The following is a 22,568-nucleotide window of genomic DNA, read 5'->3' on the forward strand; positions in this document are numbered from 1 at the left end:
CCTACACTGGATCTGTGGTGATCACAGATTATGTGCCCGACACCATTCCCCTGTGGGAGCGAGCCTGCTCGCGAAGAGGCCATAAAAGCCAGCGAACTTATTGAGGCAGCTTCAGTTTGTCCAGTAACCGATTGACCAACAGTTCATTGAGCATGATCACCTGTTGCAGCGCCAGCAGCGGTTTGCGCTCCGGGCCGCCTATTGAGTTGGCGATGTTACCGGCCATGGCATGCGCGTATGAAAGCGACTCGCAGGCCTCAACCAACAGGGTTTCGTCATCCAGCGTGGGGTCCACGACATAGATCGGGCGATATTTTGGAGAGCTTGGTGGAGCGGCCAGATCTTCGGGTTTGAGGTAGTAATCGAGGGCGCGGTCGGTGGCTTCCTGGATTTTTTGCGGGTCGAGTGCGCGGTCGTGGGAGGGTGGCGGGTTGGGGGTTACTTTGAACATAGATGAAGCTCCTACTTAGAAAAATAAGGAGTCATCACTCTCGCTACCAAACGAGGGTGGCGACCATACGCAGGTTGGTAGACCGGTCTAAGCAGGAAACCCGGCGCTCCCGAAGGAGCCCCACGCATGGCCACCATAAATCGAGTCTCTACAGAGACTGCATATGGCGTCATGACGCTTAGAGACGGGCTACCAAACCCGATCACTGCTTTTTGTCAGTGACCGAGAAACGATATAGCCAACCTCATGGCGCGTAAGCCGGCGGATTCTGGCGTAGGCGTAGGCAATGGCGCAAGGAGTTGTAGCCTGGATGGCGTAACGGGTCGTGTAGTTTAAACGTGGCTATTTGATGATGTTTAAGTGCAGGGATTGCCTCTGACAGGCAGGTGGGTTGATGTCGTCTGGAAGGGAGCTTTCGCGAGCAGGCTCGCTCCCACATTTGGACCGAGTACGTCAGTGAGGGATTGGTCGGCTTGGAGGTCGCCATCGCTGGCAAGCCAGCTCCCACAGGGATTTGGTCCAAAAGGTAGAGATTGGTCGGCTGTCAGGCCGCCTTCGCGAGCAGGCTCGCTCCCACAAAAGCAAAAGCAAAGCAGCGCAGCTGCCCGCGGCAAAGCCGCCCCACTCAACAATGAGCGTTAGCTCGAGTGCTCTTGATCTTGATCCACCGGCGACGTCGGAAGGCTGAGTGGAGGGATTGATCCGGGGGTGGGAGCGTAGCGACCGTCTGGCGCAGCCAGACACAGCGCAAGGAGGTGCAGCGAAGCAAACCGGAGCCGCTGCGCCCGGATCAGTCCCGGAGCGAAGGAACCCGAGCCTGCGAGGGCCGAACGTAGGAGCAAGCCTTTTGGGTTACCTTTTTGGCGTTTGAAAAAGGTGACCCGCCGTAAGGGCGGAACCCTAAGCAGCCGTTACCGCAGCAACGGATATGCCCCCAAGAGCAAGATCAACAGCTACCCCCCCTCACCCCAACCCTCTCCCCCAAGGGGGCGAGGGGGAAAGGGAGCCGATCTCCATGGAAAACAGAATCTCGGTTAACCCTTGAGAAACTCGGATACTTTCTGCGCGGCGCTGGCCAAATGCTGTTCATGGGTAAACCCGGAAACCTTCAGCGGCTTCAAATCATGATCCCCTGCCGCCAGCCACATCACCTCAATACTCGGTGACAACGTGTAGGCCTCAACCGCCTCGCGATTCCCCAGAGCATCCCGCTCCCCCTGCACAATCAACGTCCGCGTCTTCAAACCAGCCAAATGCTCAACCCGCGGCTTCTCCGGCTTCCCCACCGCATAAAACGGATACCCCAGACACACCAACGCATCCACCCCCAACTCATCCGCCACCAGACTCGCCATCCGCCCGCCCATCGACTTGCCGCCAACAGCCAAAACCCCAGCGACATGACGCCGCACAAGCGCAAACACCTCCCGCCAACATTCCTGCAACTTGCCAGCAGGATTCGGCGGCCGCTTCACCCCATCCACCCGCCGCTGCGCCATATACGGAAACTCAAACCGCAACACGTTGACCCCAAGCCCGGCAAGGCGCCCAGCCATGTCGTTCATCCACTCGCTATCCATCGGCGCCCCCGCCCCGTGCGCCAGAATCAGCGTTGCCGAAGCCTCACCAACAGCGGCATCCCACAACCATCCATGATCGAGCACACACTGCGCCCATTGATCCCCGTCAATACTGGCCTTGTGCTGTTTGTCCATGCTTGCCTCGCTTTTAGTCTGCCTATAACTCCAGGCGAAGGATTCGCGTCGTTTGCGCGCGCTCACTTCGGCTGAACCGTGGATGGGGAACCATGAACACTTCTATCAGTACCGCCTACAACTACAAGGTGGTCCGCCAATTCGCCATTATGACGGTGGTGTGGGGCATCGTCGGCATGGGCCTCGGGGTTTTTCTCGCGGCGCAATTGGTCTGGCCGGAACTCAACTTCAATTTGCCCTGGACCAGTTTCGGCCGTCTGCGCCCGCTGCACACCAACGCGGTAATCTTCGCCTTTGGTGGCTGCGCGCTGTTCGCCAGTTCTTTTTATTCGGTGCAACGCACCTGCCAGACGCAATTGTTCGCGCCGCAAATCGCCGCGTTCTGCTTCTGGGGCTGGCAACTGGTGATCCTGCTGGCGGCGATCAGCCTGCCGCTGGGTTACACCAGTTCCAAGGAGTACGCCGAGCTGGAATGGCCGATCGACATCCTGATCACCATCGTCTGGGTCGCCTACGCGATCGTGTTCTTCGGCACGATCATGCAGCGCAAAACCAAACACATCTATGTGGGCAACTGGTTCTTCGGCGCGTTCATCATCACCGTGGCGATCCTGCACATCGTCAACAACCTCGAGTTGCCGGTGAGTTTCACCAAGTCCTACTCGGTGTACGCCGGTGCAACCGACGCCATGGTGCAGTGGTGGTACGGCCACAACGCCGTAGGCTTTTTCCTCACCGCCGGCTTCCTCGGCATGATGTATTACTTCGTGCCGAAACAGGCCGAGCGTCCGGTGTATTCGTATCGCCTGTCGATCGTGCACTTCTGGGCCTTGATCACCCTGTACATCTGGGCCGGCCCGCACCACCTGCACTACACCGCGCTGCCGGACTGGGCGCAATCGCTGGGCATGGTGATGTCGCTGATCCTGCTGGCACCGAGCTGGGGCGGCATGATCAACGGCATGATGACCCTCTCGGGCGCGTGGCATAAGTTGCGCAGCGACCCGATCCTGCGTTTCCTCGTGGTGTCGCTGGCGTTCTACGGCATGTCGACCTTCGAAGGCCCGATGATGGCCATCAAGACGGTAAACGCCCTCTCCCACTACACCGACTGGACCATCGGCCACGTTCACGCCGGCGCCCTCGGCTGGGTGGCGATGATCTCGATCGGCGCGCTGTACCACATGATCCCGAAAATCTTCGGCAAGGCGCAGATGCACAGCGTCGGCCTGATCAATGCGCACTTCTGGCTGGCGACCATCGGCACCGTGCTCTACATCGCCTCGATGTGGGTCAACGGCATCGCCCAGGGCCTGATGTGGCGCGCAGTGAACGAGGACGGCACGCTGACCTATTCCTTCGTCGAAACCCTGGTGGCCAGCCATCCGGGCTTTGTCGTGCGGCTGATCGGCGGGGCGATTTTCTTAAGCGGCATGTTGCTGATGGCTTACAACACCTGGCGCACCGTGCGGGCCTCGCAGCCTGCTGATGTCGTCGCTGCCGCGCAGATGGCCTGAGGAGTCCGCCATGAAACATGAAACGATTGAAAAGAACGTCGGCCTGCTGATGCTGCTGATGGTGTTCGCCGTGAGCATCGGCGGCCTGACCCAGATCGTCCCGCTGTTCTTCCAGGACGTCACCAACAAACCGGTGGAAGGCATGAAGCCCTACACCGCGCTGCAACTGGAAGGCCGCGACATCTACATCCGCGAAGGCTGCGTCGGTTGCCACTCGCAGATGATCCGCCCGTTCCGCGCCGAAACCGAACGCTACGGGCACTACTCGGTGGCGGGCGAAAGCGTTTGGGATCACCCGTTCCTGTGGGGTTCGAAACGTACCGGTCCGGACCTCGCAAGGGTCGGCGCGCGCTATTCGGATGACTGGCACCGCGCGCACTTGTACAACCCGCGCAACGTCGTGCCGGAATCAAAGATGCCGGCCTATCCGTGGCTGGTCACCCAAGCGGTCGACAGCAGCCACACCGAAACCAAGCTGAAAACCATGCGCACCCTCGGCGTGCCGTACACCGACGACGACATCAGCGGCGCGGTCGCCAGCCTCAAGGGCAAGACCGAAATGGACGCCCTCGTTTCCTATCTGCAAGTGCTCGGCACTGCGATCAAGAGCAAGAGGTGAGCCATGGTCATTGAAATGAGTGCAGGCCTGATCCGCGGCCTCGGCACGGTCGTGGTGTTCGTCGCCTTCGTCGGTTTGACCTTGTGGGTGTTCAACCGCAAGCGCACCCCGGAATTCGCCGAGGCACGCCTGCTGCCGTTCGCCGACGAACCACCACCCGAAACAATTTCAGCCCCTGAAACAAGGAGTACCCGGCCATGACCACCTTCTGGAGTACGTGGATCTGCGTACTGACCATTGGCAGCCTGATCGGCCTGACCTGGCTGCTGATCGGCACCCGCCGGGGCGAGACCAAGGGCAGCGTCGACCAGACCATGGGCCACAGCTTCGACGGCATCGAGGAATACGACAATCCGCTGCCGCAGTGGTGGTTCATGCTGTTCGCCGGCACGTTGGTGTTCTCGGTGGGCTATCTGATTCTGTATCCGGGCCTGGGCAACTGGAAAGGCATCCTGCCCGGCTATGAGGATGGCTGGACCGGCGTGCACGAATGGGAAAAGGAAATGAACAAGGCCGACGCCCGGTTCGGTCCGATCTTCGCCAAATTCGCGGCGATGCCCCTGGAAGAAGTGGCCAAGGATCCGCAGGCGCTGAAAATGGGTGGTCGTCTGTTCGCCTCCAATTGCTCGGTGTGCCACGGCTCGGATGCCAAGGGCGCGTTCGGCTTCCCTAACCTTGCTGACAGCGACTGGCGCTGGGGCGGCGATGCCGAGACGATCAAGACCACCATCATGGGTGGGCGGATGGCGGCGATGCCGGCCTGGGGCGAAGTGCTCGGTGAGGCTGGAGTGAAAAACGTTGCCGCGTATGTGCGCCACGAACTGGCCGGCCTGCCGCTACCTGCCGACAGCAAGGCGGATCTGCAAGCCGGGCAGCAGGCGTTCAGCACCACTTGCGTCGCCTGTCATGGCGCCACCGGCCAAGGCACTGCGGCGATGGGCGCGCCAAACCTGACTCATCCGGCCGGCTTCATTTATGGCACCAGCCTGACCCAGCTTGAGCAGACCATTCGCCATGGTCGCCAAGGGCACATGCCCGCGCAGAATGAATTGCTGGGCAACGATAAAGTGCAATTGCTTGCCGCTTATGTGTACAGCTTGAGCAACAGTTTGAATACAGAAAAACTGGCAACTGAAGACACAGCCAAATAAATCTTGCGTACACAACTGCCGCGACTTTTTCGTCGCGGCAGTTTCCCGCCCCCTTGCGACGCATTGTCGCACCCCTTGCCACCTCACCTTTCGGTTCGCCTGATTCGGGTCTACGCTTGTTCGAAAGCGGACCGGTGCGTGACGGTTTCCGATGACTCTCAAGCGATGCGTCCGATAAACCGGCCGATGGATTTGCCGCAAAGGCAGGCAGTTAACGGCTGTTACGCCGATTGCCTTGTGAAACCCGATCAAGACCTGTCAGCGGGCATCGTTGACGGCGATCCGGACCCGGCGTTTTTTTCACTCACGGCGACATTTTGTCAGAGGCCATTTTTGACCCTACGCGGCGTATGGAAAGGCCGCAGCATCAGCGTTGGAAAGCATTGACCCAGGTCATGGCGCGTTGCAATGACCCCCTGCTTTATACATACTTGCGGCCGATTTTATCCCTATAAAAATACCCAAACCGTGGAACCTTAGAATGAGCACAGCAATCAGTCCGACTGCTTATAACTATAAGGTAGTCCGCCAGTTCGCCATCATGACGGTGGTCTGGGGGATCCTTGGCATGGGGCTCGGTGTCTTCATCGCCTCGCAACTGGTCTGGCCGGAACTGAACTTCGGTCTGCCGTGGACGAGCTTTGGACGCTTGCGCCCGTTGCACACAAACCTGGTGATTTTCGCCTTCGGCGGTTGTGCACTGTTTGCCACTTCCTACTATGTCGTGCAGCGAACCTGCCAGACGCGACTGATTTCCGACAGCCTCGCTGCCTTCACCTTCTGGGGCTGGCAAGCGGTCATCGTCGGCGCAATCATTACCTTGCCGCTGGGTTACACCACCACCAAGGAATACGCCGAACTGGAATGGCCGATCGCGATTCTGCTGGCGATTGTCTGGGTCACTTACGGTCTGGTGTTCTTCGGCACCATCACCAAGCGCAAAACCAAGCACATCTATGTCGGCAACTGGTTCTACGGCGCGTTCATCGTCGTCACCGCGATGCTGCACATCGTCAACCACATGTCGCTGCCAGTCAGCCTGTTCAAGTCGTATTCGGCTTACTCCGGTGCCACTGACGCGATGATCCAGTGGTGGTACGGCCACAACGCGGTGGGTTTCTTCCTGACCACCGGTTTCCTCGGGATGATGTACTACTTCGTGCCGAAACAGGCCGAACGCCCGATCTACTCCTATCGTCTGTCGATCGTGCACTTCTGGGCGCTGATCACCCTGTATATCTGGGCCGGCCCGCACCACCTGCACTACACCGCCCTGCCGGACTGGGCACAATCGCTGGGCATGGCGATGTCGATCATCCTCCTGGCGCCAAGCTGGGGCGGCATGATCAACGGCATGATGACCCTGTCGGGCGCCTGGCATAAGTTGCGCACCGACCCGATCCTGCGCTTCCTCGTGGTATCGCTGGCGTTCTACGGCATGTCGACCTTCGAAGGGCCGATGATGGCGATCAAGACCGTCAACTCGCTCTCGCACTACACCGACTGGACCATCGGCCACGTACACGCCGGCGCCCTCGGTTGGGTAGCGATGATCTCGATCGGCGCGATCTACCACATGATCCCGAAACTGTTCGGCCGGGCGCAGATGCACAGCACCGGGCTGATCAATGCGCACTTCTGGCTTGCCACTATCGGCACCGTGCTCTACATCGCCTCGATGTGGGTCAACGGCATCACCCAGGGCCTGATGTGGCGTGCAATCAACGATGACGGCACCCTCACCTACTCGTTCGTCGAAGCGCTGCAGGCCAGCCACCCGGGCTTCATCGTCCGTGCGCTGGGCGGTGCTTTCTTTGCCAGCGGCATGCTGCTGATGGCTTACAACGTGTACCGCACCGTTCGTGCGTCGGATCCGGTTGAAGCCGAAGCCGCCGCCAAGATTGCCGTCGTTGGAGCTCACTGATGAAGCATGAAGCTGTCGAGAAGAATATTGGCCTGCTGGCCTTCTTCATGGTCATCGCCGTCAGCGTCGGTGGCCTGACCCAAATCGTTCCGCTGTTCTTCCAGGACGTCACCAACAAGCCGGTCGAGGGCATGAAGCCGCGCTCGGCGCTGGAACTGGAAGGCCGCGACGTGTACATCGCCAACGGTTGTGTCGGCTGCCACTCGCAGATGATCCGCCCGTTCCGCGCTGAAACCGAACGCTATGGCCACTATTCGGTTGCCGGTGAAAGCGTCTGGGATCACCCGTTCCTGTGGGGTTCCAAACGTACCGGTCCGGACCTGGCCCGTGTGGGCGGTCGTTACTCCGATGACTGGCAACGTGCGCACTTGTACAACCCGCGCAACGTGGTCCCCGAGTCGAAAATGCCGGCTTACCCGTTCCTCGTGGAAAACAAGCTCGACGGCAAGGAAACCGCGAAAAAAATGGAAGTCTTGCGCACCCTCGGCGTGCCGTACACCGACGAAGACATCGCCGGTGCACAGGATGCCGTGAAGGGCAAAACCGAAATGGACGCGCTGGTGGCCTATCTGCAAGGCCTGGGCACCATCATCAAAAGCAAACGGTGAATCTGATGGATATCGGGATGATTCGAGGCCTGGGCACCGTGGTCGTGATGGTGGCCTTCATCGGTCTGGCCTTGTGGGTGTTCAGCCCCAAGCGCAAGTCGGAATTCGACGACGCGACCATGCTGCCTTTTGCCGATGATCCCGAAGCCATCAAGCACGTCGAGCAAGCTTCTAGGAGTAACAAAGAATGACTACATTCTGGAGTCTGTACGTCACAGTCCTCAGTCTCGGTACGATCTTCGCCCTGACCTGGCTGCTGCTGTCGACCCGCAAGGGCCAGCGCAGCGAACAGACGGACGAGACGGTCGGCCACTCCTTCGACGGGATCGAGGAGTACGACAACCCGCTGCCGAAATGGTGGTTCATGCTGTTCGTTGGCACCATCATTTTTGCCCTGGGTTATCTGGTGCTGTACCCGGGTCTGGGCAACTGGAAAGGTCTGCTGCCGGGCTACAACTATCTGGATACCGAAAAGCAGACCGCGTTCGCCAACGGCCAGACCGGCTGGACCGGCGTCCACGAGTGGGAAAAGGAAATGGCCCGTTCGGACGCGCGCTTCGGTCCGATTTTCGCCAAGTTCGCGGCGATGCCGATCGAAGAAGTCGCCAAGGATCCGCAAGCACTGAAGATGGGCGGCCGTCTGTTCGCGTCCAACTGCTCGGTGTGCCACGGTTCCGACGCCAAGGGCGCCTATGGCTTCCCCAACCTGACCGACGCCGACTGGCGCTGGGGCGGTGAGCCGGAAACCATCAAGACCACCATCATGGGCGGCCGCCACGCGGTGATGCCGGCGTGGGCTGAAGTGATCGGCGAGCAAGGCGTGGCTGACGTAGCGGCATTCGTCGTGACCAACCTCGACGGGCGCAAACTGCCGGAAGGTACCAAGGCCGACCCGGCCAACGGCCAGAAACTGTTCGCTGCCAACTGCGTGGCCTGCCACGGCCCTGCCGGCAAAGGCACCCCAGCGATGGGCGCGCCTGACCTGACCCATCCGGGCGCGTTCATCTACGGCTCGAGCTTCGCGCAACTGCAGCAGACCATCCGTTACGGCCGTCAGGGCCAGATGCCGGCGCAGGAGCAACTGCAAGGCAACGACAAGGTGCACCTGCTGGCGGCGTATGTTTACAGCTTGTCCCATGGTGAAAAAGCACCAGAAGCGATCGCTGAGTAAGGCCAACGCCTGAAACACAAAAGGCCCTGCCAATGAGATTGGCGGGGCCTTTTTTTCATGGGCGCCTGGCAAAGATCGAGTGCACTGCCGTGGTATCGATCAGCGTCCGCTCACGCCATTGGTTGTTCTTCACCAGGTAGACCTGCAATTGGCTGCGATCCTCGGTGAAACTCGCAGTCAGGTAGGTTTGCTGAGAGGTGCTGCCACTGAGATACATGGGGACGCTGCCCTCCCAATAGGACTCTCCGCCCTCGGTGTGCAGGTGGCCGGCAAAAATGGCCGTCACTTGATACTTGTTGACCATGTCGTGGAAACGCTTCAACTGCTCGCGGCTGCCCTGGTGCCGCAAAGGTTTGTGCATATTGATGATGATTGCGTAGCCCTGAATCCGCGCATGTCGCAGATCCGTCTCGAGCCAGTCCAGCGCATCGTTGATTTCGAACGTCGTCGGGTTCAGCGCATGGGCAATTCGAGTGGTATAGGTCGGCTCATTATTGAGTTGAACCATATGCACTTCGCCAATGTTTTTCGAGTAGGCGAGACTGCCCGAATAAGTCTTGTTCAGAAAGCCACTGGCAATCTTCAAATCAAAACTATCCACTTTACCTTCGTGATGCTCCTTGAACTCGACGATGCTACCCGCAGCACAACTATTACTGAAACAATCATCGACGTTATTTTCATAATCGTGATTACCTAACCCATACAGATAATCATCACCGAAATACTTGCTCAACGTGGCTTTCATATAAGACCGCTGCCAGCCATGCCCAAAGGCAGTGATATCGCCATTGATCATCAACGGAACGTGGACACTAGAGCCATTGCTGCGGCGGAAATCGGCGATGCTCGCCAGTTGCGATTCAACCAGCCACTTGGAACGCTCCTCGAAATCTTTATCCGACTCCGGCGTGCGGCTGTCAGTCTTGTCAGTCCACGGATACTGAGTATCCGAGGCAAATACCATATGTACCGGCGTGCCCGTTATTGCCTGCGCCGACGCCATTGCGATCATCAGACAAACACCCAGCGAGACACTTACAACTTTATTCAAAGCCATATTATTAATTCCCTTTGATCAATCTATACGCGCGAATTGATTTTCGCGAAAAAAGAACTTATTCGAAAACCGGGCAAACTTCAAAAGCCAATAACAAAATATTCAATTAGTTATATTTCAAAACTTCAGATCTTATTGAAAAAATCAACTTTGGCAGCGGGATGCGATGGGTGGTCATACAGATGCGTAACTGAATGATTGCCAGCATCGCTGGGTGGTAGTAACGTTCCTACATTCTTCACCAGCAGGAGGTCGTTATGATTGCCATTACCACTGTATCCAGCCGCGAATTCAATCAGGACACAAGTAGTGCCAAAAAAGCCGCGCTTCACGGGCCGGTAATCATCACCGACCGTGGCAGGCCTGCTCACGTACTGCTAAGCATTGAGGAGTACCAGAAACTCACCGGCACCAACCCCAGTATCGTCGACCTGCTGGTCATGCCCGAAGCGGCTGATATCGAGTTCGAAACCGAGCGTGCCGTTATCACTCATCGCCCTGTGGATCTGTCCTGATGTATTTGCTCGACACCAATGTCATATCGGAATTGCGTAAACCCCAGGCAGACCGGAACGTGGTCGCTTGGGCCAGAAGCGTCATCGCCCCGCGCATGTTCATTTCAGCCATCACCTTGAATGAACTGGAAATCGGCGTTTTGCGCATCGAACGCCACGATGCGACGCAGGGCAAAGTTTTGCGCAGCTGGTTGAATCGTCACGTACTTCCAACATTCGACACGAGGATCCTGCCGGTTGATGCGGCAGTGGCGATTCGCTGTGCCGGGCTGCACGTCCCGGATCGCGCCAACGAGAGCGACGCGCTGATTGCCGCAACGGCCCTGGTCCACGGCCTCACCGTCGTCACCCGCAACGTCAGCGACTTTCACGCCAGCGGCGTCGCACTGCTCAACCCTTGGGAACCATGAGTCAGCCAGCCCACCAAAACCGTCCATACTCAACAAGTCAATTGATCTGCGTCAGGCTTTTGCGCGATCACTACACCATCCGCATTTTTTACCCAACGCGACCAAAGGTCGCACCCTTGAGCCAGAGCGGCAGGCGTATCATCACGCTACTGCAACAGCCCTTTTTGACTTCGGTTGGCACGTATCGACCGAGGCATTTTTCCACTGCCGTGGGATGCAATGATGAGCAATCAGATTCCGGTACACGACGTCACGCCGCCGAGCAAGAACGCGAACAACAGCGTCGACCTTTATGCCTCACGAGAAAAAATCTACACCCGTGCCTTCACCGGCCTGTTCCGCAATCTGCGGATGCTCGGCGGTGCGGCGTTGTTTCTGCTGTATTTCGGCACGGTGTGGCTGAACTGGGGCGGTCATCAGGCAGTGTGGTGGAACCTGCCGGAGCGCAAGTTCTTCATCTTCGGCGCGACCTTCTGGCCACAGGATTTCATCCTGCTCTCGGGCCTGTTGATCATTGCCGCGTTCGGCCTGTTCTTCATCACCGTGTACGCCGGGCGCGTCTGGTGCGGTTATACCTGCCCGCAGAGCGTGTGGACGTGGATTTTCATGTGGTGCGAAAAGGTCACCGAAGGCGACCGCAACCAGCGCATCAAGCTCGACAAGGCGCCGATGAGCGCCAACAAATTCCTGCGCAAACTGGCCAAGCACTCGCTGTGGCTGCTGATCGGTTTTGTCACCGGCATGACCTTTGTCGGCTACTTCTCGCCGATCCGCGAACTGGTCATCGAGTTCTTCACCGGCCAGGCTGATGGCTGGTCGTATTTCTGGGTCGGTTTTTTCACCCTTGCCACGTACGGCAATGCCGGCTGGTTGCGTGAGCAGGTGTGCATCTACATGTGCCCGTATGCGCGCTTCCAGAGCGTGATGTTCGACAAGGACACGCTGATCGTTTCCTACGACCCGCGCCGTGGCGAAAGCCGTGGGCCGCGCAAGAAAGGCATCGACTACAAGGCGCTGGGGCTGGGCGATTGCATCGACTGCACGATGTGCGTGCAGGTCTGCCCGACCGGCATCGACATCCGCGATGGCCTGCAGATCGAGTGCATCGGCTGCGCTGCGTGCATCGATGCCTGCGACAGCATCATGGACAAGATGGATTACCCACGCGGGCTGATCAGCTACACCACCGAACACAACCTCTCCGGGCAGAAAACCCATAAACTGCGTCCGCGCCTGATCGGCTATGCCGTAGTGCTGCTGGCGATGATCAGCCTGTTGGTCGCCGCGTTCTTCATGCGCTCACTGGTCGGTTTCGACGTCAGCAAAGACCGCGTGCTGTACCGCGAAAACGCTGAAGGCCGGATCGAAAACGTCTACAGCCTGAAGATCATGAACAAGGATCAGCGCGACCACACTTACCTGCTGCAAGCCGAAGGCCTGCCGGACCTGCGCCTGCAAGGCAAGCGCGAGATCAAGGTGGCCGCCGGCGATATCGTCAGCATGCCGGTCGAGTTGTCGAGCGCGCCGGAACAACTGCCATCGAGCACCAACGAGGTGAAATTCATCCTCAAGGACGCCGATGACGACAGCGTCCACGTTGAAGCCAAGAGCCGATTCATCGGCCCACAAATCCGTTGAGAGAATTTTGAACATGCCCGCTGCAAACGCCGCAAGTCCCTGGTACAAGCACCTCTGGCCGTGGATCATCATCGCGATTCTGGCCTGCTCGGTGGCCTTGACCCTGTCCATGGTGACCATCGCGGTGAACAACCCGGACAACCTGGTCAACGACAACTATTACGAAGCGGGCAAAGGCATCAACCGTTCACTGGATCGCGAGCTGCTGGCGCAAACCCTGAAGCTGCGTGCAGCGGTGCATCTGGATGATGTGACCGGTGAAGTCGATCTGCGCTTGAACGGTGACAGCCAGCCGCAAACCCTGGAACTGAACCTGATCTCGCCGACCCAGCCGGAGAAGGATCGCAAGATCATGCTGACCCGCAGTGGCAGCGACAGCGGGCGCTACATTGGCCAGTTAAGCGACAAGGTCGAAGGGCGACGGTTTGTCGAGTTGCTTGGCAGCCAGGATGAGCACGTGTGGCGCATGTTTGAAGAAGAGCTGGTCAGCCATGACAAGGAACTACTGCTGGGTGATGAGCCATTGCAGGGTGCGGAAGATCTGAAGAAGTGAATCAAAATCAAGAGCCCCTCACCCTAGCCCTCTCCCGGAGGGAGAGGGGACTGATTTCGGTTGCCTGGAAGCGGGGCGTATGACAGTGACAATGTCGGCGACTGAAGCCGCTCTTCAGGCTCACACCGATCGGCTCCCTCTCCCTCCGGGAGAGGGCTGGGGTGAGGGCAAGCGAACACCCCCAATGCAAGGGCTCACACCCTCATCAATGCCATGACCACCCCAGTTCCCTGCTACCACTGCGCCCTGCCCGTCCCATCGGGCAGCCGCTTCACCGCTGTCGTCCTCGGACAATACCGCGAATTCTGCTGCCCGGGCTGTCAGGCGGTGGCCGAAGCCATCGCCGCCGGTGGTTTGGAAAGTTATTACCAGCATCGCAGCGAAGCGTCGGCCAATCCCGAAGCGCTGCCGGTGCAACTGACTGATGAACTGGCGCTGTACGACCGCGCCGACGTGCAGCAACCCTTCGTGCGCCACGAAGGCGATCTGGCCGAAACCACCTTGTTGATGGAAGGCATCAGTTGCGCCGCTTGCGGCTGGCTGATCGAGAAACACCTGCGCACCCTGCCCGCCGTCGCCGAAGCGCGGTTGAACCTGTCCAACCATCGCCTGCACGTGCGTTGGGCCGACGCGCAATTGCCGCTGAGCCAGATCCTCGCCGAGCTGCGCCACATCGGTTACGCCGCCCACCCGTACCAGTCCGACCGCGCCAGCGAACAACTGGCCAGCGAGAATCGCCTGGCCCTGCGCCAGCTCGGCGTCGCCGGGTTGCTGTGGTTTCAGGCGATGATGGCGACCATGGCCACCTGGCCGGAATTCAACATCGACCTCAGCCCCGAGCTGCACACGATCCTGCGCTGGGTCGCGCTGTTTCTCACCACACCCATCGTGTTCTACAGCTGCGCGCCGTTCTTCAAAGGCGCGATGCGCGATTTGCGTACGCGCCACCTGACCATGGACGTGTCGGTGTCGCTGGCGATCGGCAGCGCTTATATCGCCGGGATCTGGACGTCGATCACCGGCGTCGGCGAGCTGTACTTCGATGCGGTCGGCATGTTCGCCCTGTTTCTTTTGGCCGGACGCTATCTGGAACGTCGCGCCCGCGAACGCACCGCTGCTGCCACCGCGCAACTGGTCAATCTGTTACCGGCCTCGTGCCTGCGCCTGGATAGCGATGGCCAGAGCGAACGCATCCTGCTCAGCGAGTTGCGTGTGGGCGAGCGGATTCTGGTGCAGCCGGGCTCGATTCTGCCGGCTGACGGCAAGATCATCGACGGCCAGTCGAGCATCGACGAATCGCTGCTGACCGGCGAATACCTGCCACAGCCACGCACGCTCGGTGATGCGGTCACTGCGGGCACGCTCAACGTCGAAGGCGCATTGACCGTGCAAGTGCAGGCGCTGGGACAGGACACGCGTCTCTCCGCGATCGTGCGCCTGCTCGATCGCGCTCAGGCGCAGAAACCGCGTCTGGCGGAAATCGCCGACCGCGCCGCGCAATGGTTTTTGCTGCTGTCGCTGATTGCTGCGGCAGTGATCGGCCTGCTGTGGTGGCAGCTGGACTCAGCGCGGGCGTTCTGGATCGTCCTCGCCATGTTGGTGGCGACCTGCCCCTGCGCGCTGTCATTGGCGACGCCGACCGCCCTCACCGCCGCCACCGGCACCCTGCACAAACTCGGCCTGCTGCTGACCCGCGGCCATGTGCTGGAAGGCTTGAACCGGATCGACACGGTGATCTTCGACAAGACCGGCACGCTCACTGAAGGCCGCTTGGTGCTGCGCTCGATTCGCCCGCTCGGCAGGCTCGACAGCGAGCAATGCCTGAGCCTCGCCGCTGCGCTGGAAAACCGTTCGGAACACCCGATTGCCCGCGCTTTCGGCCGTGCGCCACTGGCCGCCGAGGACGTACACAGCACACCGGGGCTGGGCCTGGAAGGCGTGGTCGGTGAGCAACGCTTGCGTATCGGTCAGGCGTCGTTTGCCTGTGCCCTGAGCGGCGCGGCGCTGCCGTCAATGCCTGATGAGGCCGGACAATGGTTGCTGCTCGCCGACACGCACGGACCGCTGGCGTGGCTGGTACTCGATGATCGCCTGCGTGACGATGCCCCCGCTCTGCTCGCGGCTTGCAAAGCGCGGGGCTGGCGCACTTTACTGTTGTCCGGCGACAGTTCGCCGATGGTCGCCAGTGTCGCCGCCGAACTGGGCATCGACGAGGCCCGTGGTGGCTTGCGCCCCGGTGACAAGCTGCAAGTGCTGCAACAACTGCACAAGGAAGGACGCAAAGTGGTGATGCTCGGTGACGGCGTCAACGACGCGCCGGTGCTGGCTGCGGCCGATATCAGCGTGGCCATGGGCTCGGCCACCGACCTGGCGAAAACCAGCGCCGACGCGGTGCTGTTGTCCAACCGCCTCGACGCCCTGGTGCAAGCCTTCGCGCTGGCGCGACGCACGCGCCGGGTAATCATCGAAAACCTGCTGTGGGCGGCGCTGTACAATGGCCTCATGTTGCCGTTCGCCGCCCTCGGCTGGATCACTCCGGTGTGGGCGGCGGTCGGCATGTCGATCAGCTCGCTGACCGTGGTGCTCAACGCCCTGCGCCTGACTCGCCTGCCGAGCGCGCCGGCCGCCGGCAGCCCGACCCAAACCCGCCCGCTGCCGGCCTGAGCCGCGCGGGCCTGGAGTTACCGATGCCAGCTCTCTACGTGATGATTCCCGCTGCCTTGCTCATCGTCGCCATCGCCGTGTACATCTTCTTTTGGGCGGTGGACAGCGGCCAGTACGATGACCTCGACGGCCCGGCCCACAGCATCCTGTTTGACGATCAGGACCCTAATCACACCGCTGCCGTGGACGAAGCCAACGCCGGCAAACCGGACGACAAGGCGCCACCCCATGCTTGAACTGGCGCCCCTGCTGGTCTCGGCGCTGATTCTCGGCCTGCTCGGTGGCGGCCATTGTTTGGGCATGTGCGGCGGCCTGATGGGCGCGCTGACCTTGGCGATTCCCAAGGAGCAGCGCAGCCGGCGCTTTCGTCTGTTACTGGCGTATAACCTCGGGCGGATTCTCAGTTATGCCACGGCGGGATTGCTCATCGGTCTGGCCGGCTGGGCCGTCGCCAACAGCCCGGCGGCGCTGTTCATGCGCGTGCTGGCCGGTTTGCTGCTGATCGCCATGGGCTTGTACCTGGCCGGTTGGTGGAGCGGGTTGACGCGTATCGAAGCGCTCGGGCGTGGTTTGTGGCGCTTTATTCAACCGGTGGCGAATCGCTTGCTGCCGGTTTCCAGCGTGCCGCGTGCCTTGCTGCTCGGTGCGCTGTGGGGCTGGCTGCCGTGCGGGCTGGTTTACAGCACCTTGCTGTGGAGCGCGAGTCAGGGCAATGCGCTGGACAGTGCGTTGCTGATGCTCGCTTTCGGCCTCGGCACCTGGCCGGTGCTGCTCGCCACCGGGCTGGCGGCTGAACGGGTCACCGCGATCTTGCGCAAACGCAGCGTGCGCATGGCGGGGGGCTTGCTGGTGATTGTGTTTGGCTTATGGACCTTGCCCGGGCCGCATCAGCATTGGCTTATGGGCCATTAAATGTGTGGCGCGGCCTTCGCGAGCAGGCTTGCTCCCACAGGTCTTGAGTACGCTGCAAATCCAATGTGGGAGCGAGCCTGCTCGCGAAGACGCCCGCACGAACAACACAAATCCTCGCCGTTGATGCAAATCAAGATGCCCTGTAACGCCCTCCCCTAGACTTGCCACACTGCCAGCCTATCCGGGGGAATGCCCGCATGCTCGACGCCATTCGTTGGGACTCTGATCTGATCCGCCGCTACGATCTGGCGGGGCCACGCTACACCTCGTACCCGACCGCCGTGCAATTTCACGGTCAGGTCGGCACTTTCGACCTGTTCCATGCCCTGCGCGACAGCCGCAAGGCGCAGCGGCCGTTGTCGCTGTACGTGCATGTGCCGTTCTGCGCCAACATTTGTTACTACTGCGCTTGCAACAAGGTCATCACCAAGGACCGCGGCCGCGCGCAACCGTATCTGCAACGGCTCGAGCAGGAAATCCAGTTGATTGCCTGCCACCTCGACCCGGCGCAAACCGTCGAGCAGCTGCATTTCGGTGGCGGCACACCGACCTTTCTCAGCCACGACGAATTGCGCCAGCTGATGGCGCACCTGCGCAAGCATTTCAATCTGCTCAACGATGACTCGGGCGATTACGGCATCGAAATCGACCCGCGCGAAGCCGACTGGTCGACCATGGGCCTGCTGCGCGAACTGGGTTTCAACCGGGTCAGCATTGGCCTGCAAGACCTTGACCCGGCGGTGCAGCGCGCAGTCAATCGCCTGCAAAGCCTGGAAGAAACCCGCGCGGTGATCGATGCGGCGCGCACTTTGCAGTTTCGCTCGATCAACATCGATCTGATCTACGGCCTGCCAAAGCAGACACCAGACAACTTCGCTCGCACCGTCGAGGAAGTGATCAGTCTGCAACCGGATCGCCTCTCGGTATTCAACTACGCGCACCTGCCGGAACGCTTCATGCCGCAACGGCGGATCAACAGCAGCGAACTGCCGAGCCCGGCGCACAAGCTGGAAATGCTCCAGCGCACCATCGAGCAACTGACCGCTGCCGGCTACCGCTACATCGGCATGGACCACTTCGCCCTGCCTGATGACGAACTGGCCATCGCTCAGGAAGAGCAGACCCTGCAACGCAATTTCCAGGGTTACACCACCCACGGCCATTGCGACCTGATTGGTCTGGGCGTGTCGGCGATCAGCCAGATCGGCGATCTGTACTGCCAGAACAGCAGCGACCTCAACGCGTATCAGAACAGCCTGGCCAGCGCGCAGCTGGCGACCAGTCGCGGTCTGGTGTGCAACGCCGACGACCGCTTGCGCCGCGCAGTGATTCAGCAGCTGATCTGCAATTTCAAACTCGAGTTCGCCGAGATCGAGCAGCAGTTCAACATCGATTTTCAAGGCTACTTCGGCGCGCTGTGGCCGCAGTTGCAAGGTATGGCCGAGGATGGCCTGATCAGGCTTGAGCGCGAGCGCATCGAGGTGTTGCCAGCGGGCCGATTGCTGGTGCGCTCGGTGTGCATGGTCTTCGATGCGTACCTGGAGCAGCAGAACCGCCAGCGTTTCTCGCGGGTGATTTAAGGCTTGGTCAGCAACGAGCCGACCTTGAGGTTCTGGTCAGGGTTGAGCGCCGACTGGTTCATGACTTTCGACAGGGCGAGGTTGGCGGTGATCAGGCCACTGTTGAGGGCGGCGATGGCGCCCCGCAGTGCGGCGAGCTTGTTGATCTTTTCCTCGTTGGAGAGGGTTCTGTCTGACATGACCGCCGCCATGCGGGCTTTTTTCTCGATGATTTCTTTTTGGATCTTGCGAATCATCTTCAGCAACTGCTGGATGTTCTCCGGCAAGCCACTGTTGTCGATGTCACTGTTTTCGCCGCCGACAGCGGCGGATTTGGCGATGGCCGCGCCGGACAGCGACACTTTGACGCCCTCGACCAAAGTCGGGGTTGCCGTATTCGACAAGGCGTCGTCGCGGTCGATTGCAGCGTCGGGACCGGTTACCTCCGGCGAAGCAGCAATACCGCTGCTACCGGGGCTTAGCGTGCCAATGGCGGTCATCGGGGCCTTCCTTGGATGAGTACTGATAGTGGGTTATCGGCCGCAGCTGCTGCGGCTTTATGTCTGTAGGACAACGCCGCCGCGTGCTGGCCTGAATGTCCTTCCGTGGGTTACCCTTACGGCTTATGTGTGTTTTCCCACAAGGATTGAAGAAATGTCCGAGCCAGTCAAACTGCGCGCTCACAACCAGGCCCACTGCAAGGATTGCAGCCTGGCCCCGCTCTGCCTGCCACTTTCTCTGAATCTGGAAGACATGGATGCGCTCGACGAAATCGTTAAACGCGGCCGCCCGCTGAAGAAGGGCGAGTTCCTGTTCCGCCAGGGCGACACCTTCGATTCCGTTTATGCAGTCCGCTCCGGCGCGCTGAAAACCTTCAGCCTGAGCGATGCCGGCGAAGAACAGCTGACCGGCTTCCACCTGCCGAGCGAACTGGTTGGCCTGTCGGGCATGGACACCGAAAAACACCCGGTCTCGGCCCAGGCGCTGGAAACCACTTCGGTCTGCGAAATCCCCTTCGAACGCCTCGACGAACTCGCGCTGCAATTGCCACAATTGCGCCGCCAGTTGATGCGGGTGATGAGCCGCGAGATTCGCGACGATCAGCAAATGATGCTGCTGCTGTCGAAGAAGACCGCCGACGAGCGCATCGCTACCTTCCTGGTCAACCTGTCGGCCCGCTTCCGCGCTCGCGGCTTCTCGGCCAACCAGTTCCGCCTGAGCATGTCGCGCAATGAAATCGGCAATTACCTGGGCCTGGCGGTGGAAACCGTGTCGCGGGTGTTCACCCGTTTCCAGCAGAACGAATTGATCGCCGCCGAGGGCAAGGAGATCCACATCCTCGACCCGATTCAGCTGTGTGCGCTGGCCGGCGGTTCGATCGAAGGCTGATCACGACCCGCGGTTGAGCGAATCGTTTCAGCCGCGGGTATACTGCGCCGTTTGCAGCCCTGCCAGGACACCCCGATGGTCTTCGACTCCTTCGACATCAAATCCCTGATCCGCCCCGTGATCGACTTCCCGAAACCGGGCGTGATCTTTCGCGACATCACCCCGCTGTTCCAGTCGCCGACGGCCCTGCGCCTGGTGATGGACAGCTTCGCCCACCGCTACGTCGAAGCCGACTTCACTCACATCGGCGCCATGGATGCCCGTGGTTTCCTGATCGGTTCGGTACTGGCCTACCAGTTGAACAAGCCGCTGGTGCTGTTCCGCAAGCAAGGCAAACTGCCGGCGGACGTGCTCGCCGAAGGTTATGCGACCGAGTACGGCGAAGCGTTTCTGGAAGTGCACGCCGACAGCCTGTGTGAAGGCGATTCGGTGGTGATGTTCGATGACCTGATCGCTACCGGCGGCACGCTGATCGCAGCAGCCAACCTGATTCGCCGCATGGGCGCGCGGGTGCATGAAGCGGCGGCCATCATTGATCTGCCAGAGCTGCAAGGCTCGCAGCGCTTGCAGGACATGGGCATTCCGACGTTTTGCCTGACGCAGTTTGCTTTGACCGATAAATAAGCAGCGTCTGACAGGCCGCTTTCGCGAGCAGGCTCGCTCCCACAGGGCAATGCATTACAACTGTGGGAGCGAGCCTGCTCGCGAAGGGGCCGGCAGCTACACCGCAAGATTTAAAGCCCCATCTGCTTGCTGATGATTTCATTCATCACTTCCCGCGTCCCGCCGCCAATCGACAGAATGCGGTTATCCCGATACAGCCGCTCCACCAGGCCTTCACGCATGTAACCGAGCCCGCCAAGAATCTGCACGGCTTCGGTGGTGATCCGGTCCGAGGTGTCGGTGGCGAAGTTCTTCGCCATGGAAATCTCCTTGATCACGCTCTGCCCCGCCGCCATTTTCGCCGCTTGCCGATAAGTGAACTCGCGCGACACTTCCAGCGCCGTGGCCATTTCGGCGAGGCGATGTTTGATCACTTGAAATTTGCCGATGGGTTTGCCGAACGCCTCACGCTCGCGCGCCCACTTCAGGCTCTCCTCCAGCGCCAATTGCGCAGTCATGTTGGCCATCAGCGCCAGCGCCAGCCGTTCGCTCTGGAAATTGCCCATGATGCAGGCGAAGCCCATGTTCTCTCCGCCAATGAGGTTTCCTACAGGCACGCGGCAATCGTCAAAGAACAATTCAGCGGTGTCCGACGCCCACCAGCCCATTTTCTTCAATTGCCGACCGACACTGAAACCCGGCGTGCCCTTCTCGATCAGCAACAGGCTGATACCGCCGAACCCCGGCGCACCGGTGCGCACCGCGACGGTGTAGAAATCCGCGCGCACACCGCTGGTGATGAAAGTTTTGCTGCCACTGACCCGGTAGAAGTCACCGTCACGCACGGCGCGGGTTTGCAAGTTGGCGACGTCGGAGCCGCCGCCGGGCTCGGTGACTGCCAGCGCGCTGATTTTCTCGCCGCTGAGCACCAGCGGTACCACCCGCTCTCGCACTTCCGGCCGCGCCCATTTGACGATCGGCGGCAGGCCGATATCCAGCGACCCCAGCCCCGCCACCAGGCCACCAGAGCCACAGCGCATCAACTCTTCACTGGCAGCGACCTTGGCGAACAGATCGCCTTCATGGCTGCCGCCGAGCGCCTCGGGATAGCCGATACCGAGAATGCCCGCCGCACCGGCCTTGAGGTACAGCTCACGGGGAAAGCTTTCGGCTTCTTCCCACTGATCGATGTCCGGCAGGATCTCGCGTTCGACGAAACGTCTGACGCTGTCGCGGACCAATTGATGGCTGGGGTCGAAGTATTCCTGAAAGGCAGGCATGGGCGAGCTCCACGGAAGGGTTCGCCGACGTTAACCGAGCGCTTGCTTGGTTATCAATGAAATTGTGTGAATCAGATGGACCGCGGCGCGCCATTCGCGAGCAGGCTCGCTCCCACAGGGGATTTGTGAACGACACAAAACCAATGTGGGAGCGAGCCTGCTCGCGAAGGCGTCAGTTCAGACGCCGCAAATTCAGAGGGAAATCGGTTTACGCCCGGCAAACGAATGCGCCAGCGTGCCGCCGTCGACCAGCTCCAGCTCACCGCCCAGCGGCACGCCATGGGCAATCCGCGAGGCGACCAGGCCTTTGTTGTTGAGCAACTGCGCGATGTAGTGCGCCGTCGCCTCGCCTTCCACTGTCGGGTTGGTGGCGAGGATGACTTCGGTAAAGGTCCCCGCCTCTTCTATCCGCGCTATCAGTTGCGGAATGCCGATCGCTTCCGGCCCCAGGCCATCCAGCGGCGACAGGTGCCCCTTGAGCACGAAATAGCGGCCACGGAAGCCGGTCTGCTCCACCGCATAAACGTCCATCGGCCCTTCGACTACGCACAGCAGCGTGTCATCGCGGCGCGGGTCGGCGCATTGCGGGCACAGATCGTCTTCGGTCAGCGTACGGCATTGGCGGCAATGGCCGACGCCTTCCATGGCCTGGCTCAAGGCCTGGGCCAGACGCGTACCGCCGCTGCGATCACGTTCGAGCAACTGCAACGCCATGCGCTGAGCGGTTTTCTGACCCACGCCTGGCAAGGTGCGCAGAGCGTCGATCAGTTGGCGAATCAAGGGGCTGAAGCTCATGGGTAAACAGTCCGACTAAACAACGAGACGCGGT

General features: G+C 60.3%; 24 protein-coding genes. 18 read left to right on the forward strand and 6 right to left on the reverse strand.

Translation table 11 applies throughout. The features are described from left to right. Window positions 1-97: 97 nt before the first annotated feature. Together OC605_RS11795 and OC605_RS11800 are read right to left on the reverse strand one after the other, a co-directional pair. The gene (locus OC605_RS11795; protein ID WP_016773880.1) at window positions 98-451 is read right to left on the reverse strand and encodes a DUF6124 family protein; all 354 of its coding nucleotides are present in this window, start codon (window positions 449-451) and stop codon (window positions 98-100) included. Between the two features lie 1,034 nt (window positions 452-1,485). After that, entirely contained in the window at window positions 1,486-2,166 is a 681-nt protein-coding gene (locus OC605_RS11800; protein ID WP_262137286.1) for an alpha/beta family hydrolase, read from the reverse strand. Between the two features lie 92 nt (window positions 2,167-2,258). On the opposite strand from OC605_RS11800, the gene ccoN (OC605_RS11805) reads away from it, so the two are divergent. From ccoN (OC605_RS11805) to ccoP (OC605_RS11840), 8 genes are all read left to right on the forward strand, one after another. Continuing rightward, complete coding sequence (gene ccoN / locus OC605_RS11805) at window positions 2,259-3,683, forward strand: cytochrome-c oxidase, cbb3-type subunit I (RefSeq protein ID WP_024012337.1); 1,425 nt, start codon at window positions 2,259-2,261, stop codon at window positions 3,681-3,683. 10 nt (window positions 3,684-3,693) lie between these two features. After that, window positions 3,694-4,302, forward strand: coding sequence for a cytochrome-c oxidase, cbb3-type subunit II (gene ccoO, locus OC605_RS11810; RefSeq protein WP_003223389.1), 609 nt, complete (start codon window positions 3,694-3,696; stop codon window positions 4,300-4,302). Between the two features lie 3 nt (window positions 4,303-4,305). Further along, window positions 4,306-4,503, forward strand: a complete 198-nt coding sequence (locus OC605_RS11815; protein ID WP_262137288.1) for a cbb3-type cytochrome oxidase subunit 3 — start codon at window positions 4,306-4,308, stop codon at window positions 4,501-4,503. Continuing rightward, a complete protein-coding gene (gene ccoP, locus OC605_RS11820; RefSeq protein WP_186565724.1) occupies window positions 4,500-5,453 on the forward strand; it encodes a cytochrome-c oxidase, cbb3-type subunit III in 954 nt (317 codons plus the stop codon). Before OC605_RS11815 ends, ccoP (OC605_RS11820) begins: the two co-directional genes overlap by 4 nt. 481 nt (window positions 5,454-5,934) lie before the next feature. Beyond that, window positions 5,935-7,377, forward strand: coding sequence for a cytochrome-c oxidase, cbb3-type subunit I (ccoN, locus tag OC605_RS11825; protein WP_024012334.1), 1,443 nt, complete (start codon window positions 5,935-5,937; stop codon window positions 7,375-7,377). Beyond that, window positions 7,377-7,985, forward strand: coding sequence for a cytochrome-c oxidase, cbb3-type subunit II (gene ccoO / locus OC605_RS11830; RefSeq protein WP_007917161.1), 609 nt, complete (start codon window positions 7,377-7,379; stop codon window positions 7,983-7,985). Before ccoN (OC605_RS11825) ends, ccoO (OC605_RS11830) begins: the two co-directional genes overlap by 1 nt. A gap of 5 nt (window positions 7,986-7,990) precedes the next feature. Beyond that, window positions 7,991-8,176 (forward strand): CcoQ/FixQ family Cbb3-type cytochrome c oxidase assembly chaperone, encoded by a 186-nt coding sequence (locus tag OC605_RS11835; RefSeq protein ID WP_016775513.1) that lies wholly within the window; start codon window positions 7,991-7,993, stop codon window positions 8,174-8,176. Then, a complete protein-coding gene (gene ccoP, locus OC605_RS11840; protein WP_186565726.1) occupies window positions 8,173-9,156 on the forward strand; it encodes a cytochrome-c oxidase, cbb3-type subunit III in 984 nt (327 codons plus the stop codon). The genes OC605_RS11835 and ccoP (OC605_RS11840) overlap by 4 nt, the downstream gene beginning before the upstream one ends. A gap of 55 nt (window positions 9,157-9,211) precedes the next feature. Here ccoP (OC605_RS11840) and OC605_RS11845 read toward each other — a convergent pair whose 3' ends face one another. Next, window positions 9,212-10,216 (reverse strand): metallophosphoesterase family protein, encoded by a 1,005-nt coding sequence (locus tag OC605_RS11845; RefSeq protein WP_133338910.1) that lies wholly within the window; start codon window positions 10,214-10,216, stop codon window positions 9,212-9,214. A 257-nt stretch (window positions 10,217-10,473) separates the two neighbouring features. Between OC605_RS11845 and OC605_RS11850 the strand changes: the two genes are divergently transcribed. From OC605_RS11850 to hemN, 8 genes are all read left to right on the forward strand, one after another. After that, a complete protein-coding gene (locus tag OC605_RS11850; protein WP_186565728.1) occupies window positions 10,474-10,731 on the forward strand; it encodes a type II toxin-antitoxin system Phd/YefM family antitoxin in 258 nt (85 codons plus the stop codon). Then, window positions 10,731-11,141 carry a type II toxin-antitoxin system VapC family toxin gene (locus tag OC605_RS11855; protein WP_133338914.1) on the forward strand — a complete coding sequence of 137 codons (411 nt, stop codon included), beginning with the start codon at window positions 10,731-10,733 and terminating at the stop codon, window positions 11,139-11,141. Before OC605_RS11850 ends, OC605_RS11855 begins: the two co-directional genes overlap by 1 nt. A gap of 222 nt (window positions 11,142-11,363) precedes the next feature. Then, window positions 11,364-12,779: a cytochrome c oxidase accessory protein CcoG gene (gene ccoG / locus OC605_RS11860; protein ID WP_073474016.1), complete on the forward strand. Its 1,416-nt coding sequence runs from the start codon at window positions 11,364-11,366 to the stop codon at window positions 12,777-12,779. 13 nt (window positions 12,780-12,792) lie between these two features. Further along, entirely contained in the window at window positions 12,793-13,332 is a 540-nt protein-coding gene (locus tag OC605_RS11865; RefSeq protein ID WP_186565732.1) for a FixH family protein, read from the forward strand. A 213-nt stretch (window positions 13,333-13,545) separates the two neighbouring features. Further along, entirely contained in the window at window positions 13,546-15,996 is a 2,451-nt protein-coding gene (locus tag OC605_RS11870; protein ID WP_262137300.1) for a heavy metal translocating P-type ATPase, read from the forward strand. 23 nt (window positions 15,997-16,019) lie between these two features. Beyond that, the gene (gene ccoS / locus OC605_RS11875; RefSeq protein ID WP_039763029.1) at window positions 16,020-16,232 is read left to right on the forward strand and encodes a cbb3-type cytochrome oxidase assembly protein CcoS; all 213 of its coding nucleotides are present in this window, start codon (window positions 16,020-16,022) and stop codon (window positions 16,230-16,232) included. Then, a complete protein-coding gene (locus OC605_RS11880) occupies window positions 16,225-16,908 on the forward strand; it encodes a sulfite exporter TauE/SafE family protein (RefSeq protein WP_262137302.1) in 684 nt (227 codons plus the stop codon). Before ccoS ends, OC605_RS11880 begins: the two co-directional genes overlap by 8 nt. A gap of 197 nt (window positions 16,909-17,105) precedes the next feature. Further along, on the forward strand, window positions 17,106-18,488 hold the full coding sequence (hemN, locus tag OC605_RS11885; RefSeq protein ID WP_262137304.1) for an oxygen-independent coproporphyrinogen III oxidase: 1,383 nt from the start codon (window positions 17,106-17,108) through the stop codon (window positions 18,486-18,488). Here hemN and OC605_RS11890 read toward each other — a convergent pair. Next, complete coding sequence (locus OC605_RS11890; protein WP_262137306.1) at window positions 18,485-18,967, reverse strand: hypothetical protein; 483 nt, start codon at window positions 18,965-18,967, stop codon at window positions 18,485-18,487. The genes hemN and OC605_RS11890 overlap by 4 nt on opposite strands. A gap of 154 nt (window positions 18,968-19,121) precedes the next feature. On the opposite strand from OC605_RS11890, the gene fnr reads away from it, so the two are divergent. Together fnr and OC605_RS11900 are read left to right on the forward strand one after the other, a co-directional pair. Continuing rightward, window positions 19,122-19,856, forward strand: coding sequence for a fumarate/nitrate reduction transcriptional regulator Fnr (gene fnr / locus OC605_RS11895; protein WP_016773865.1), 735 nt, complete (start codon window positions 19,122-19,124; stop codon window positions 19,854-19,856). Window positions 19,857-19,931: 75 nt separating this feature from the next. Further along, window positions 19,932-20,480, forward strand: a complete 549-nt coding sequence (locus OC605_RS11900) for an adenine phosphoribosyltransferase (RefSeq protein WP_024012326.1) — start codon at window positions 19,932-19,934, stop codon at window positions 20,478-20,480. A gap of 110 nt (window positions 20,481-20,590) precedes the next feature. Here OC605_RS11900 and OC605_RS11905 read toward each other — a convergent pair whose 3' ends face one another. Further along, window positions 20,591-21,739 (reverse strand): acyl-CoA dehydrogenase family protein, encoded by a 1,149-nt coding sequence (locus OC605_RS11905; protein WP_262137308.1) that lies wholly within the window; start codon window positions 21,737-21,739, stop codon window positions 20,591-20,593. Between the two features lie 192 nt (window positions 21,740-21,931). Next, window positions 21,932-22,534: a recombination mediator RecR gene (gene recR, locus OC605_RS11910; RefSeq protein WP_122747111.1), complete on the reverse strand. Its 603-nt coding sequence runs from the start codon at window positions 22,532-22,534 to the stop codon at window positions 21,932-21,934. Window positions 22,535-22,568: the final 34 nt, after the last annotated feature.

The sequence above is a fragment of the Pseudomonas sp. Marseille-Q5117 genome, from assembly GCF_946901175.1.
GTDB lineage: Bacteria > Pseudomonadota > Gammaproteobacteria > Pseudomonadales > Pseudomonadaceae > Aquipseudomonas > Aquipseudomonas iranensis.

Excerpts from the sequence above, each read along its gene's own strand:
- OC605_RS11795 (WP_016773880.1), bottom strand. The coding sequence starts at position 451 with ATGTTCAAAGTAACCCCCAACCCGCCACCCTCCCACGACCGCGCACTC.
- OC605_RS11800 (WP_262137286.1), bottom strand. The coding sequence starts at position 2,166 with ATGGACAAACAGCACAAGGCCAGTATTGACGGGGATCAATGGGCGCAG.
- ccoN (WP_024012337.1), top strand. The coding sequence starts at position 2,259 with ATGAACACTTCTATCAGTACCGCCTACAACTACAAGGTGGTCCGCCAA.
- ccoO (WP_003223389.1), top strand. The coding sequence starts at position 3,694 with ATGAAACATGAAACGATTGAAAAGAACGTCGGCCTGCTGATGCTGCTG.
- OC605_RS11815 (WP_262137288.1), top strand. The coding sequence starts at position 4,306 with ATGGTCATTGAAATGAGTGCAGGCCTGATCCGCGGCCTCGGCACGGTC.
- ccoP (WP_186565724.1), top strand. The coding sequence starts at position 4,500 with ATGACCACCTTCTGGAGTACGTGGATCTGCGTACTGACCATTGGCAGC.
- ccoN (WP_024012334.1), top strand. The coding sequence starts at position 5,935 with ATGAGCACAGCAATCAGTCCGACTGCTTATAACTATAAGGTAGTCCGC.
- ccoO (WP_007917161.1), top strand. The coding sequence starts at position 7,377 with ATGAAGCATGAAGCTGTCGAGAAGAATATTGGCCTGCTGGCCTTCTTC.
- OC605_RS11835 (WP_016775513.1), top strand. The coding sequence starts at position 7,991 with ATGGATATCGGGATGATTCGAGGCCTGGGCACCGTGGTCGTGATGGTG.
- ccoP (WP_186565726.1), top strand. The coding sequence starts at position 8,173 with ATGACTACATTCTGGAGTCTGTACGTCACAGTCCTCAGTCTCGGTACG.
- OC605_RS11845 (WP_133338910.1), bottom strand. The coding sequence starts at position 10,216 with ATGGCTTTGAATAAAGTTGTAAGTGTCTCGCTGGGTGTTTGTCTGATG.
- OC605_RS11850 (WP_186565728.1), top strand. The coding sequence starts at position 10,474 with ATGATTGCCATTACCACTGTATCCAGCCGCGAATTCAATCAGGACACA.
- OC605_RS11855 (WP_133338914.1), top strand. The coding sequence starts at position 10,731 with ATGTATTTGCTCGACACCAATGTCATATCGGAATTGCGTAAACCCCAG.
- ccoG (WP_073474016.1), top strand. The coding sequence starts at position 11,364 with ATGAGCAATCAGATTCCGGTACACGACGTCACGCCGCCGAGCAAGAAC.
- OC605_RS11865 (WP_186565732.1), top strand. The coding sequence starts at position 12,793 with ATGCCCGCTGCAAACGCCGCAAGTCCCTGGTACAAGCACCTCTGGCCG.
- OC605_RS11870 (WP_262137300.1), top strand. The coding sequence starts at position 13,546 with ATGACCACCCCAGTTCCCTGCTACCACTGCGCCCTGCCCGTCCCATCG.
- ccoS (WP_039763029.1), top strand. The coding sequence starts at position 16,020 with ATGCCAGCTCTCTACGTGATGATTCCCGCTGCCTTGCTCATCGTCGCC.
- OC605_RS11880 (WP_262137302.1), top strand. The coding sequence starts at position 16,225 with ATGCTTGAACTGGCGCCCCTGCTGGTCTCGGCGCTGATTCTCGGCCTG.
- hemN (WP_262137304.1), top strand. The coding sequence starts at position 17,106 with ATGCTCGACGCCATTCGTTGGGACTCTGATCTGATCCGCCGCTACGAT.
- OC605_RS11890 (WP_262137306.1), bottom strand. The coding sequence starts at position 18,967 with ATGACCGCCATTGGCACGCTAAGCCCCGGTAGCAGCGGTATTGCTGCT.
- fnr (WP_016773865.1), top strand. The coding sequence starts at position 19,122 with ATGTCCGAGCCAGTCAAACTGCGCGCTCACAACCAGGCCCACTGCAAG.
- OC605_RS11900 (WP_024012326.1), top strand. The coding sequence starts at position 19,932 with ATGGTCTTCGACTCCTTCGACATCAAATCCCTGATCCGCCCCGTGATC.
- OC605_RS11905 (WP_262137308.1), bottom strand. The coding sequence starts at position 21,739 with ATGCCTGCCTTTCAGGAATACTTCGACCCCAGCCATCAATTGGTCCGC.
- recR (WP_122747111.1), bottom strand. The coding sequence starts at position 22,534 with ATGAGCTTCAGCCCCTTGATTCGCCAACTGATCGACGCTCTGCGCACC.